At 59.2% G+C, this 12561-nt stretch carries 14 protein-coding genes; all 14 read left to right on the forward strand.

The genetic code is table 11. The annotated features are described in order from the left end of the window. Positions 1–90 precede the first annotated feature (90 nt). A complete protein-coding gene (locus FE784_RS37465) occupies positions 91–828 on the forward strand; it encodes a GntR family transcriptional regulator (RefSeq protein ID WP_139607386.1) in 738 nt (245 codons plus the stop codon). Positions 829–855: 27 nt separating this feature from the next. Further along, positions 856–1815 carry a phosphate/phosphite/phosphonate ABC transporter substrate-binding protein gene (gene phnD / locus FE784_RS37470; RefSeq protein ID WP_139607387.1) on the forward strand — a complete coding sequence of 320 codons (960 nt, stop codon included), beginning with the start codon at positions 856–858 and terminating at the stop codon, positions 1813–1815. Between the two features lie 37 nt (positions 1816–1852). Beyond that, on the forward strand, positions 1853–2599 hold the full coding sequence (gene phnC, locus FE784_RS37475) for a phosphonate ABC transporter ATP-binding protein (protein ID WP_139607388.1): 747 nt from the start codon (positions 1853–1855) through the stop codon (positions 2597–2599). 25 nt (positions 2600–2624) lie between these two features. Continuing rightward, positions 2625–3413 (forward strand): phosphonate ABC transporter, permease protein PhnE, encoded by a 789-nt coding sequence (phnE, locus tag FE784_RS37480; protein ID WP_139607390.1) that lies wholly within the window; start codon positions 2625–2627, stop codon positions 3411–3413. Next, positions 3410–4261, forward strand: a complete 852-nt coding sequence (gene phnE, locus FE784_RS37485; RefSeq protein WP_139607391.1) for a phosphonate ABC transporter, permease protein PhnE — start codon at positions 3410–3412, stop codon at positions 4259–4261. The genes phnE (FE784_RS37480) and phnE (FE784_RS37485) overlap by 4 nt, the downstream gene beginning before the upstream one ends. A gap of 2 nt (positions 4262–4263) precedes the next feature. Continuing rightward, a complete protein-coding gene (gene phnG / locus FE784_RS37490; protein WP_176706800.1) occupies positions 4264–4701 on the forward strand; it encodes a phosphonate C-P lyase system protein PhnG in 438 nt (145 codons plus the stop codon). Further along, positions 4688–5317, forward strand: coding sequence for a phosphonate C-P lyase system protein PhnH (phnH, locus tag FE784_RS37495; protein WP_139607394.1), 630 nt, complete (start codon positions 4688–4690; stop codon positions 5315–5317). Before phnG ends, phnH begins: the two co-directional genes overlap by 14 nt. 102 nt (positions 5318–5419) lie before the next feature. Continuing rightward, a complete protein-coding gene (locus FE784_RS37500; protein WP_139607396.1) occupies positions 5420–6628 on the forward strand; it encodes a carbon-phosphorus lyase complex subunit PhnI in 1209 nt (402 codons plus the stop codon). Next, positions 6573–7451 carry an alpha-D-ribose 1-methylphosphonate 5-phosphate C-P-lyase PhnJ gene (locus tag FE784_RS37505; RefSeq protein WP_139607398.1) on the forward strand — a complete coding sequence of 293 codons (879 nt, stop codon included), beginning with the start codon at positions 6573–6575 and terminating at the stop codon, positions 7449–7451. Before FE784_RS37500 ends, FE784_RS37505 begins: the two co-directional genes overlap by 56 nt. A 62-nt stretch (positions 7452–7513) precedes the next feature. Continuing rightward, the gene (locus tag FE784_RS37510; protein ID WP_139607405.1) at positions 7514–8365 is read left to right on the forward strand and encodes an ATP-binding cassette domain-containing protein; all 852 of its coding nucleotides are present in this window, start codon (positions 7514–7516) and stop codon (positions 8363–8365) included. A 41-nt stretch (positions 8366–8406) separates the two neighbouring features. After that, positions 8407–9123, forward strand: coding sequence for a phosphonate C-P lyase system protein PhnL (phnL, locus tag FE784_RS37515; protein WP_139607399.1), 717 nt, complete (start codon positions 8407–8409; stop codon positions 9121–9123). A gap of 26 nt (positions 9124–9149) precedes the next feature. Beyond that, positions 9150–10367, forward strand: coding sequence for a phosphonate metabolism protein PhnM (gene phnM / locus FE784_RS37520; RefSeq protein ID WP_139607401.1), 1218 nt, complete (start codon positions 9150–9152; stop codon positions 10365–10367). Further along, the gene (locus FE784_RS37525) at positions 10357–11322 is read left to right on the forward strand and encodes a sugar phosphate isomerase/epimerase family protein (RefSeq protein ID WP_139607402.1); all 966 of its coding nucleotides are present in this window, start codon (positions 10357–10359) and stop codon (positions 11320–11322) included. The genes phnM and FE784_RS37525 overlap by 11 nt, the downstream gene beginning before the upstream one ends. Before the next feature lie 16 nt (positions 11323–11338). Then, complete coding sequence (locus tag FE784_RS37530; RefSeq protein WP_139607403.1) at positions 11339–12211, forward strand: PHP domain-containing protein; 873 nt, start codon at positions 11339–11341, stop codon at positions 12209–12211. Positions 12212–12561 lie beyond the last annotated feature (350 nt).

A 12561-nucleotide genomic window follows, 5' to 3' on the forward strand; every position in this document is an offset into this window, starting at 1 on the left:
TACGCATTTTTTACTTTCGTTTGACACAGCCAAGATGTTTACAAGTTAGGTTCGAGATAAGTCATTCCAAGGTCAAGGAGGTGATACAAGGTGCAAACGGTCCATAAGGAAAGGAAAATGCCGCGCTACGTGGAAATCGCCGACCTGCTGCAGGAAGAAATCGAGAACGGCAAATACGGCGTCAATGCGAAAATGTGCTCCGAATCCGAGCTGTGCCGCCGTTTCCGGGTCAACCGCTACATGCTGCGCCAGTCTCTCGAGCTGCTGCAAAATATGGGCCTGATCCGGTCCCATCAGGGCAAAGGGTATTACGTGTGCGAGAAGCCGCTCGATATCCGCTACACGATTACGCCGGCCATGCGGTTCTCCGACGTAATGCGGAAGCTCGGCTGTACGCCGTCAGCCCGGCTGCTTCGGCAGGAAAAGGCGCAGCCGCCCGAGCATGTCGCCCGCGCGCTGCAGATGGATACCGGCGAACAAGCGTACCGGCTCGAGATTTTGCGTTATGCGGACGGCATTCCGCTGACGTGGAATGTGACGTGGCTTCCGGAAGCGTTCGTTCCCGGGCTGCCCGCTCATTTGGAGCAGGAACCGTTTCAGTCGTTGTACGCGACGCTGGAATCGGTATATCGCATGCAGCTGACGCGCATATGGTCGACGTTCCAAGCCGTGTACCCGTCGGCGCAGGAAGCTGGCGTGCTGCACATTTCCCCCAACACGAACCTGCTGCATATCGAGAGCGTCATGCGGGATGAAGAGATGAGATTGGTCGAATTCACGTCGGCGAAATACCGGGGAGATTTATGTCAAGTGTCCATACACTTTTGATCGGATAAACGAGGAGGAGAATCGGTAATGATCCGGATTCGGAACAACTGGAGAGCGGGAGCGGTTATCGCTTTGTCGCTTGCAATGATCGGACTTACGGGCTGTGCGGCCCAATCGGCGGGAGTTACCGCCGGAGCGGGTTCAGAGTCGTCCAACGCGACGGCGGCCGCCAAATGGCCGGAGGTGCTTCGTCTGGGCGTGCTCCCCGGGGAAGAGGAAGGGAAGCTGTCCCGCGGCAACAAGAAATTTGTCGAGGATCTGGGTGTAGCGATAGGCATCAAGACGGAGCTTTTCGTCGGGGACGATTATACGGCAGTCATCGAAGCGATGCGGACGAAAAAAATCGACTTCGCTTCCTTCGGCCCGTTCGCTTACATTATAGCGGCCGAGCGCAGCGGGGCGGTGCCCTTCGCCGTCAAGGCGACGAGCAAGGAGGCGGCGTTTTATTACAGCCAAATCGTCGTTCCCGCCAGTTCCCCCGTGCAGAAGCTGGAGGATTTGAAGGGCAAGACGTTTTTGTTCGCCGACCCGGCATCGACATCCGGACATTTGTTCCCCCGGATGATTTTGATCAAATCGCTCGGCTTGACAAACGACAAGGTCGAATCGTATTTCGGCAACGTGTCGTTTTCCGGAGGGCATGACAAATCGATTCTCGCGATAGCCAAAAAAACGGCGGACGGCGCAGGCGTATGCGACACTTGCGTAAAACGCGTCGTCGATGCGGGTCTGGTGAAAGCCTCGGATTATCGCGTGCTTGCCCAGTCGGACCCGATCCCGACGAGCCCGATGACGTACCGCAAAGATTTGCCCGCCGATTTGATCGAGAAGGTGAAGGCGTTCATGTTCGAGTACCACAAGACCAACCCGGATTACTTCGATGGGGGCAAGCAAGCGTATTACCCCGTCGAGGATAAAGATTACCAAATTATACGCGATACCGCGAAGGCGTTGAACATGAGTCCGGAGGAGCTTCTGAAGAGATAGACCGGTCTCGTCCGGTCGAAGGGAGGAAGGGAAAACTGTGGCAGACCGCTTGTTGGAAGTAAGTCGTTTGAACAAAACGTACGCGGATGGGACAGCAGCGCTCCGGAACGTCAGCTTCGACGTCAGGCGCGGAGAATTCGTAGTCATTATCGGCCCGAGCGGCGCTGGCAAAAGCACGCTGCTCCGCTGCATCAACCGGCTTGTCGATCCGACGGAGGGGAGCATCCGTTTCGGAGGGCTGGAAACGACGAGAGCCGGAACGCGGCAAATGCGCGCCTTTCGCCGGGAAGTCGGGATGATTTTCCAAGGCTTCAATCTCGTCCAGCGGGTGACGGTGCTCCGCAACGTACTGCACGGCCGTCTCGGTTATATGAATAGCCTGACGGGGGCGCTGGGGCTGTTCTCGGGCAAAGATACGGAGGAAGCGAAGAAGATTTTGCAGCGGATCGGTCTTGCGGAGCAAATGTACAAGCGGGCGGACGAGCTTAGCGGCGGCCAGCAGCAGCGCGTGAGCATCGCCCGGGCGCTGTCGCAGCGGCCGAAGCTCATATTGGCCGACGAGCCGATCGCGAGCCTCGATCCGGTCACCTCCGAGGTAATTATGCAGCATCTGCACGCCATATGCGATGAAGACGGCATTACATGCCTGGTCAACCTGCACCAAGTACATGTCGCCAAAAAGTACGCGACGCGCATTATCGGCATCCATAAAGGAATCGTCGTCTTCGATGGAACGCCGGACGAGCTGACGGAAGATACGACCGAACGGATTTACCGCAAATGAACGGAAAAGGAGCGGATTTGTTTCGATGGAGCAACGATTGAAGCAGCTGCACAGGCAGAAGCGGATGCAGACACTGTTCATCGCACTCGGTATCGCGGCCATTACCGTCTGGTCCGCGGCGGAGACCGGATTTTCGCCGTTCGTCGTATTCGGCGGCATGGAAGAGATTGTCCGGTTCGTCGTATACGACTTTTTGCCGCCCGACTTCTCCACATTCGGCAAGCTAGTGCAGCCGGCGCTGGAGACGATCTATATCAGCTTTGTGGCTATGGTGGTAGGCGCTCTGCTGTCGGTCGTGCTGGCCTTCTTCGCGGCGGCGACGACGGCGCCCCACCCGGCGATACAAGTGGCCGTCCGCGCATTCACGTCCGTTCTGCGGAACATTCCTACGTTGATATGGGGAATTTTGCTCGTATCCGCGTACGGGCTCGGCACGCTGGTCGGTACGCTCGCTTTGATCCTTACCTCGATCGGAACGTTGACGCGGGCTTATGCCGAGCAACTGGAGGAAATCGATCAAGGCCAGGTGGAGGCGGTGCGGGCGACGGGAGCCTCCTATGCGCAAGTGCTGACGCAAGCGGTGCTGCCGCAATTTTTCCCCGGATTCATAGGATGGTCGCTCTATAAGCTGGAGCTGAACGTACGCGCGTCCACGCTCATCGGCATGGTCGGCGGCGGCGGGCTCGGCTTCGCGATTCAGAAAGGATTGAAGCTGTTTCAGTTCCAGGAAGTCAGCCTGGCGATTTTGATGGTGATCGCGCTCGTCTTCGCCACCGAATTCGTTACAAGCAAAATAAGGGAGAGGATCATATGAGCTCCGAATGGATTCAACCTCAGCCTGACGGCGAGCTGGGCGGCTTCGCCAGAGCCGATTGGCGGGCGGGCCCGAGGAAGCGGCGGAAAGATCCGATACTTGTCGGCGCCGCTTGGTTTGGCGGACTGTTCTTCGTCTTCTCGCTTATCCAGCTGAACTTTAATTACGAAGTGCTGTTTCAGGGGACGTTCAAATTTATCGCTTCCTTCGCCCTCATGTTCCCGCCCAATGCGGCCGAGTGGAATCATATTTTGCTCGCCGCGCTCGAATCGTTGCAAATCGCCATCGTAGGTACGGCGATTGGTGTCGCCATCGCGTTCGTGCTCGGGTTTTTGGCGGCCGAGAACGTATCGCCGCGCACCGCTGCCGTCGTAAAGGGCTTTGCCTCGTTTCTGCGCGTCGTGCCGACGCTCGTATGGGCGCTTATTTTCATCGTGGCGGTAGGAATGGGGCCGGTTCCGGGTATTTTGGCCATTTGCACGCATGCTTCCGGCATGCTGATCAAGGTGTTCGCCCAATCGATCGAGGAAGTGGACGAAGGGATGCTGGAGGCGATGCGCTCCACCGGAGCGGGCTGGCTGCAAATTATGGTCCAAGGCGTGCTGCCGAGCGTCTTCACCTCGTTTCTCGCCTGGAGCGCATTCCGGCTCGAGTTGGATATCGGCGAGTCGTCCATTCTCGGCGTCGTCGGCGCGGGAGGGATAGGCTGGGAAATTGCCAACGCGATGCGCGCTTACGAGTTCGATACGGCCAGCTTCGTGGCGATCGTCATCTTCGCGATGGTATTCAGCGTGGAATTGGCGAGCAACCGGATCAAGCTCAAATACGGAATCGGAAAGAAGGGATGACGGTGAAAAAGTCGCTAATAACCCGTATTTTGATCGAAGGAGACCAAGCGCTGCTGAGCCGTCTGTGCGAGGCGGCGGAGGCCGCGGGCGAGGTGGAGATCGTCAGGCAGCCGGAGAAAAGCCTCGTAATGACCAAAGCGCGCGATTCCGTATCGGAACAGCCGTTTTACTTGGGAGAGGTGCTCGTTACTGAGTGCACCGTATCGATCCGGGGCGCTTACGGGTTCGGCGTGCTGATGGGCGAGGATGCGGAGCGCGCTTACCAGCTCGCGGTCGTCGATGCGGCGTATCACGCCGGGCTGCCGCTGACGGCGGATTGGGAAGCGCTGCTGGTCGCGGAGGAGCGGAATATCCGGATGCGGCATCGGCAAGAGGAAGTCGGCGTCATGCGGACACAAGTACAATTCGACACGACGGAGGAGTATTATGGCAAACGTTGACGTGAGGACGTTCGATACGGTTCATCAGACGCAGCGGTTGTACCGGAAGCTGCTCGACGCCATGGCCCGGCCCGGTACGGTGCGGTCGGCGGCCGACGATTGCCTCGGTCTGCCGTTCGGCAGCGGCGGCGAATCGGCAGCGGCGGCAATCGCTTTGACGCTGGTCGACGGCGAGGTTGCATTCTCCTTCGATTTGGGAGGGAGTTCGCCGGAGAAGCCTGCGGAATGGATCCGGAAGCGGACGTTCGGCCGGGTAACCGCTCCGGACAAAGCAGATTACGTGTTTGTCCCGGGCATGCCGGAGGAGACGGAAATCGTGCAGCGGTACGGCAGCATCCGGACCGGTTCGCTGATGTCGCCGGAGGATGGCGCTACCGTGCTGCTGCTCGTAAGCGGCTTTGGCCCGAGCGGCGAATCCGGGCACGGCTGGACGTTGTCGGGCCCGGGCATTTCGGGGGAGACGGAGTTTTTCGTATCGGGATTATCCCCCGTGTGGATGGAGCTGCGCGAGCGGTGGAACGAGCTGTACCCGATGGGCGTCGATATGATTTTGTTCAGTCCGGACGGGGAGCTGGCCGCATTGCCGAGAACGACGAAATGTACAAGGAGCGCTTGATGAATATGCGTAAGGAAGCGCCTGAGATCCAGACGGGACGGGAAATATGCGGCGTAAATCACGACTTATTCACCCGGCTTCCAAGGAAGGAGAAAACGATAGATGGCATATGTATCCGTTACCGGAGGACGCGAGGCGATTCGAGAGGCTTCGAAGCTCGTGCACCATTATCGGCTCGAAGGGTCTGACGAAAGCATATCGGTAACCGCGATCGAGAAGCAGTTGCGCCTGCTCGTCGACCGGATTCAGTCCGAGGGGGGCATGTATGCTCCCGAGCACGCGGCTCTGGCTTTGAAGCAGGCCGAGGGAGACCCGAGCGAAGCGGCATTTCTCGTGCGGGCGTACCGGTCCACCTTGCCGCGCAACCATTATTCGACGACAGTCGAGCCGGCCGGCATGAGGGTGATCCGCCGCATCTCTTCTTCATTCCGGGATATGCCCGGAGGGCAGGTGCTCGGCCCGACGTACGATTACACGCACCGGATGCTCAATTTCGACCTGCGGCGCGAAGGAGCTGCCGAGCTGGAACGGTTTGCCGAGGAATACTTGAACGGCGTGAGTCCTGCGGATGGGGAAGAGGGCGTCAGTGAAGCGGAAACGGCCCCGCTCACGTTTCGCAAGGTGACGGACCTGCTCCGCGAGCAGGGCTTGATGGCCCGTACCCGGAAAGGCGGGCCGGAGCCGGATGAGGCCGTCCCGTTCGATATAACGAGGCAAAAGCTGACGGTTCCCTCCGAACGTTCCGCCAGGCTGCAGGCGTTAGCCCGCGGCGAGACGGGCGCGATGACGGCGCTCGCTTACAGCAGCATGAGAGGCTACGGCGTCGTGCATCCGACGATCGGGGAATTGCGCGTCGGCTATTGCGGCGTTCATATCCCGCACCCGTACGCCTCAGATGAAGAAAACGATGCCGTATATATCGGGGAAATGATGCTGACCGAGGTGGAGACGATCAACTCGTTCACGCAGAGCAAACAATCGGGCGACGTCCATTTCGTGCTCGGCTACGGGCTTTGCTTCGGCCAAAACGAGGTGAAGGCGATATCGATGGCCATTCTCGAGCGCTCGCTCGAGACGCAAGGTAGCGCGCCCGCGCAGGACGAGGAATTCGTGCTGCTGCATATCGACAACGTGGAGTCTTCCGGCTTCGTCTCCCATTTGAAGCTGCCGCATTACATTACGTTCCAATCGTCGCTCGACCGGATTCGCAGCGTCCAGCAGCGGGTCCATAGCGCCGGGAAGGAGGAAGCCGTCCATGCCAGCAACAACGACGCCGAAACGAAAGCCGGGCTTCAACCCGCCCGCGTATAATTTTGCATTTCTCGATGAGGGATCCAAAAGGGAAATTCGCCGCAAGACGCTGAAGGCGGTCGCGATACCGGGATACCAGGTGCCGTTCGCCTCCCGCGAGCTGCCGATCGGTCGCGGCTGGGGGACAGGCGGCTTGCAGCTGACGCTTTCCTTGATCGGCAAAGAGGATCGGCTCAAAGTAATCGACCAAGGGAACGACGATAGCGTGAACGCCGTCAGTATACGCGAGCTCGTGAAGGAGACGAGCGGGATCGGTACGACCGAGGACGCCTGCGAGGCGACCGTGATCCAATCCCGGCACAGAATTCCGGAGGAACGGCTGCGCGAGGACCAAATTCTCGTGCTTCAGGTGCCCCAGCCGGAGCCGCTTCACAAGGTGGAGCCCCGGGAAGAGATGACGCGCCTTCGCCACTCCGAAATGGATTACAGCGCCATGTGGCTGACGCTGTACGAGAGCATCGTGAAGTGGGGGGATATTACGATCGGCGCGGATTATCCGGTCATGGTGCATGGACGCTATATTATGGCGCCCAGTCCGATTCCCCGTTGGGATAACGCCAAGCTGCATCAGGCAGCCCATCTGTCCCTGTTCGGCGCCGGACGGGAGAAGAAAATATATGCCGTGCCTCCGTACACGAGCGTCGTTCCGCTTCAGTTCGAGGACTATGCGTTCAAGGCGGAGACGTTTCCCGGCAAATGTTGCCGCCATTGCGGCAGCACCGAATCGTTTCTGGACGAGGTCGTGGACGAAGCGGCAGGGACTGCGACTTATCGGTGCTCGGATACGGGCTATTGCGGGAAGCGGAGGGGGGAGCGCGTGTGAACGGATCGACGGTGAACACGGATGCAGAAACCGGGATGTCGGTTTACGAAGCAGTCGGCCGGATGAAGCAAAGCGAAGCTCCGCTGCTGCGGGTCGAAGGGCTTACCAAACGATATGGCGCAGGCTGCGAGCGCTGCGAGACGGCGGAGGCGGTCCCGGGCGGGGAGTCCGAGAATCGCTGCCCCGTCTGCGGCACGGTATGGGCATGCCGCAATATCCGGTTTCATTTGTACCCGGGCGAAATATTGGGAGTAGTCGGCGAGAGCGGCTCGGGGAAAAGCACGCTCGTCAAATGTTTGTATTTCGACGAGGATGTAACGGCCGGACGGATGACGATAGCCGGCTACAAGGACGGGGAGGCGAACCTGTTCGCCGAGTTTGCCCAGCAAAAGCGGTACATTCGCAACCATGTGATGGGCATGGTTTACCAAAATCCGCACCTCGGCTTGCGCATGAACGTCTCAAGCAGCGGCAACATCGCCGAGAAGCTGATCGCGGCCGATCATTTCCACGTGGGCGCCATTCGCGAACGCGCCTCCGATTTGCTGCAGCGGGTCGAAATACCGCTCTCCCGCATGGACGAACCGCCGCGCAACTTCAGCGGAGGCATGCAGCAGCGGGTGCAAATTTCCAAGGCGCTCGCGAACAATCCGCCCTTGCTGCTGCTGGATGAGGTGACGACGGGACTCGATCTGTCGGTACAGGCCAAAGTGCTCGACCTGATCCGCACGATCCAGCGCGATTTGCGGGTAGGGATGATCGTCGTCTCGCACGATCTCGGCGTCATCCGGATGCTGGCGGACCGGACGATGGTCATGCGGCGGGGGGCGATCGTCGAGCACGGACTGACCGATCAAATTCTCGAGGACCCGCAGCATCCGTATACGCAGCTGCTCGTGCATTCGCTGCTGTAAGCGGCATCTGCGAAGCTATCCCGAAGAAAGCGGTGATTTGTATGCTACATGTCGAAGCTTTATCCAAAACGTTCGAGCTGTCGGTTACGGAGCAAATGCGGGTGCACCCGTTCCGCGATTTGTCGTTCTCCATTCCCGAAGGCGGCTTTATGGGGCTGGCCGGCCCGAGCGGCATCGGCAAGTCCTCGATTTTGAAATGCATCTACCGCACGTATTTGCCTACGTCCGGGCGGGTACGGTTTCGCTCGTCCATGTACGGGGAAATCGATCTGGCTTCCGCCGACGAGAGGCGAGTGGCGCATTTGCGGAAATACGAGCTCAGCTATGTCAGTCAATTTCTTAAAGTAATCCCCCGCGTATCCGCGCTCGATATCGTTGCCGAACGGCTGCTCCCGCTCGGCTATTCGCTCGAAGCCGCACGGGACGATGCCGCCGGAATGCTGGCGCGCCTGCGTATCCCCGAGACGCTGTGGTCCGCCTATCCGGCCACGTTCAGCGGCGGCGAGCAGCAGCGGATCAATTTGGCGAGAGCGTTCATCGTCCGTCCCCGGCTGCTCATCCTGGATGAGCCCACGGCTTCGTTGGACCGGGAGACGACCGAGAGCGTTCTGGCGCTGCTGCAGGAGATGAAGCGGCAAGGGACGACGATGATCGGCGTGTTCCACGATTGGGAGATCATGAAGCGGGTGGCGGACCGTATTTTCGATTTGGGCGAGTGGAAGCGCAGCGGCGTTTCCTCTTCGGCTCAGCTTATATAGAGAGCTTTGGTTGGGAGGAGCGCGAAATGGAACGTGTACAGCATATCGTCGGCGGACATATCGTAACGCCGGAAGGAATCGTCGAGAATGGAACGGTCCGTATCGAAAACGGACGCATAGCCGAAATTTTGCCCTTTCCGAAACGGCTGCTGCATCCGGCGGACAACATCGATGCGAGCGGGCTGTGGGTGTTGCCGGGAATGATCGATACGCACAGCGACGCCATCGAGCACGAGATGCAGCCGCGTCCGACGAGCCGGTTTCCGGTAGAGCTGTCGTTTTATGAGCTGGAACGAAAGCTTGCGGCTCAAGGGATTACGATGATTTACCATTCGCTCAGCATGTGGGGCGACAACGCGACGAACGAATCGAGACGGAACGCCAGCGTGAGCGAATGCGTGGACAGCATCGGAACGATGCGCAAGGAGAAGCGGCTTATCCATCACCGGATTCATATCCGCTACGAGATTACGAACCGGGAGGCGGTTCCGTATTTGGAGCGATTTCTTGGCGCGGGCGCGATCGACCAGCTTTCGTTCATGGATCATACGCCGGGACAAGGGCAGTACCGGAATTTGGAAGTGCAGAAAAAATTCATCATGGAGCGACAGAAAAAGTCCGAGCAGGAAGTGCTGGACCTGCTGGCAGAGCGCCGCAGCCGCCCGAAGACGGAAGCCGCGATTTTGAAGCGGATAGCCGATCAGGCGTACCAAAGAGGCGTCCCGCTCGCCTCTCACGACGACGATTCGATCGAGAAGCTGGATCTGGTCCGGGACTGGCGGGCGGCGATCAGCGAATTCCCGGTTACGATGGAAGTCGCGGCGGAGGCGAAGCGCCGGGGGTTCCACGTCGTCATGGGGGCGCCGAACGTGATGCTCGGACGATCGCACAGCAACAACTTGTCGGCGCGGGAAGCGATCGATGCGGGAGTAGTAGACATGCTCTGTTCGGATTATTATCCTCCGGCGATGCTGCAGGCGGTATTTTCCCTGCATCGGCAAGGGATGGGCTTGCCCGAAGCCGTCAACCTCGTATCGCTCGGCCCTGCCAAGGCGCTCGGCATCGACCGCCATTACGGCTCGATCGCTCCAGGCAAAGCGGCGGACCTGCTGCTCGTCCGAACCGAAGAAAGCCGTCCGGTAATCGAAACGGTGCTCGTAGGCGGACATCCGGTATGCCGCATGGCCTACCGGCACGCGGAGACGGCTTGGGACGGGAAAGGAGCGGAGCGCGTTGAAGTGTAGAGGAATGGGCATCAGCCTGCAGTCCAACGATACGGTAAGCGATATGGACCGGTTGAAAGCGAAGCTCGACAAGCTGATGGAGCACGGCTTCGACGCGGTCGAAATTCCGATCCAGGGGCTGGGCGTTATCCGGAACGGACTATTGAACGAGCGCAGGCTGGAGACGTACCGGAAGCTGTTTCAAAACGTTCCGCTGCACGTGACGACCCACGCGCCCTTCGATTTGAACATGTTCCGGCAAGGAAACGGCGATACCGAGCTGAAGCTGCTTATGGCTTCCGTGGAAGCAAGCGGCGCCATCGGCGCTCAGACGATCGTGTACCATGTAGGAAGATATGTCGGCGAAGAGCAGTTTTTGTATCCGCAATGCTGGAGTCATTACGACGAGTCCGCCAAGAAGGAGCTGCTGCGGAAGGAGCGCGAATGGTTGCGCTTGGCCGGCGACCGCGCCGCCCAGTTGAAATTGAAAATCGCGATGGAAAATATGCGCCCTTATCTGGACTGTCCGGAATACTGCTATTCGGTCATTCCCCGGCTGCTCGCCGCTCAGGTCGCTTCGATAGGACACCCCCAGGTCGGAGTCGCCCTGGATGTCGGACATCTGCATTTATCGACCGAGATGTACGGTCTGGATTTGGAGCAGGAGGTCCGGCTGCTGATGCCTCATATTATCCACCTGCACGTCCACGACAACTTCGGCAAACCGTCCTTCTCGACGGAAAAGAACCAATACGAGCTCATTCCGCTCGGCCGAGGCGATCTGCACGCGCCTATCGGAACGGGGGACGTACCGATGGCGGAAATTATGGCGTTGCTCGGCGGTTCGTTCGACGGATTCCTCATTCACGAGGTGAGAGGACAGTACGAGAAAGATTGGCCGGCGTTGGCGGAATGGGGACGCGGGGCAACGCGGGATGCCGGTGCTCATTCGGTCAGACGTACTTCGGTCGGGTAAAGGGAGGGGCAGTCCAATGCAGGAGAATGGAAACGGAATCGTCGACCTGCACTGTCATACGAAAGCATCGGACAATACGATGACGGCGCGGGAAGTGGCCCGGGCAGCCAAGGAAGCCGGAGTCCGGTATTTGGCGATTACCGATCACGATACGACGAGCGGGCTGGAGGCGGCTATGGAAGCCGGGAGGGCGGAAGGGGTCCGGATCATTTCGGGAATCGAAATATCCGCCTACGATTTCGAGCGAGAACGAAAGGTTCATATACTCGGCTACGGAATCGCACGGGATCATCCGGCGATTGCCGGGGTTTGCGATCCGATCTTGCGGCGGCGTCACGAGGCTTCCCGGCTCGCCTTCGACAAAATTGTGGAGGCGGGCTACGACATCCGGTGGGAGCGAGTAATCGGCCTTGCCGACGGGGGCAGCGCCGTTTACAAGCAGCACCTCATGCATGCTCTGATGGAGCGCGGGTACTGCGATGCTTTGAACGGCGAGCTGTACCGCAGCTTGTTCGCTCCCGCTAAGGCGGACGGGGAGGCGGGTATCGCCTATGTGCCGATCCGCTATGCGGACGCCCGGGAAGCAATCCGGGCCGTAAAGGCGGCGGGCGGAGTGCCGGTGCTCGCCCACCCCGGCCAACAGCAAAACTACGACGGAATCGCGGATTGGACGGAAGCCGGTCTCGAAGGGATCGAGGTCGTGCATCCTTCCCATTCGCAGGAGGAAGAGGAGAAGGCGTCATCGTACGCCCGGCGATTCGGCCTGCTGGAGACGGGCGGATCCGACTACCACGGCATGTACGGCAGCGCGAAATACCCGCTCGGCTCGAAGGATGCGGGAATGGAGAGGCTCGGGGAGCTGCTGCGGCGTATCGGGCGCGGCGAATGAGCCGGCTAGCAAGAAAAGCCAGGACGGTCGGGAGACTGTCCTGGCTTTTTGCCTTAAAGCTTTTTGAAGGATGTTCAAGCGTTGCACCCGGGCATTTGGTAGTTGGACATGACATGTGGAATTGTTAACGAATATTTTTCAGCGAAAGGTTTCGACCGGAGGGATGGACCAGCCGGAAGCCGGGCTTGAGGAAGGGAAGAGCTTGGACCAGAGACTTTGACGAGAGGCTTGACTTGAACCAGAGAATGGACGAGAGGCTTGAACGAGAGGCATGGTCAGAGAAGCACGGTCAGAAGCACGGTCAGAGAGGCACGGTCAGAGAAGCACGGTCAGAGAAGCACGGTCAGAGA

Origin of the sequence: Paenibacillus hemerocallicola, assembly GCF_006265175.1 — a bacterium.
GTDB classification, from domain to species: Bacteria; Bacillota; Bacilli; order Paenibacillales; family NBRC-103111; genus Paenibacillus_AB; species Paenibacillus_AB hemerocallicola.

Excerpts from the sequence above, each read along its gene's own strand:
- phnH (WP_139607394.1), top strand. The coding sequence starts at position 4,688 with ATGGCAAACGTTGACGTGAGGACGTTCGATACGGTTCATCAGACGCAG.
- phnL (WP_139607399.1), top strand. The coding sequence starts at position 8,407 with ATGCTACATGTCGAAGCTTTATCCAAAACGTTCGAGCTGTCGGTTACG.
- phnE (WP_139607391.1), top strand. The coding sequence starts at position 3,410 with ATGAGCTCCGAATGGATTCAACCTCAGCCTGACGGCGAGCTGGGCGGC.
- FE784_RS37510 (WP_139607405.1), top strand. The coding sequence starts at position 7,514 with ATGAAGCAAAGCGAAGCTCCGCTGCTGCGGGTCGAAGGGCTTACCAAA.
- phnM (WP_139607401.1), top strand. The coding sequence starts at position 9,150 with ATGGAACGTGTACAGCATATCGTCGGCGGACATATCGTAACGCCGGAA.
- FE784_RS37530 (WP_139607403.1), top strand. The coding sequence starts at position 11,339 with ATGCAGGAGAATGGAAACGGAATCGTCGACCTGCACTGTCATACGAAA.
- FE784_RS37500 (WP_139607396.1), top strand. The coding sequence starts at position 5,420 with ATGGCATATGTATCCGTTACCGGAGGACGCGAGGCGATTCGAGAGGCT.
- phnE (WP_139607390.1), top strand. The coding sequence starts at position 2,625 with ATGGAGCAACGATTGAAGCAGCTGCACAGGCAGAAGCGGATGCAGACA.
- FE784_RS37505 (WP_139607398.1), top strand. The coding sequence starts at position 6,573 with ATGCCAGCAACAACGACGCCGAAACGAAAGCCGGGCTTCAACCCGCCC.
- phnD (WP_139607387.1), top strand. The coding sequence starts at position 856 with ATGATCCGGATTCGGAACAACTGGAGAGCGGGAGCGGTTATCGCTTTG.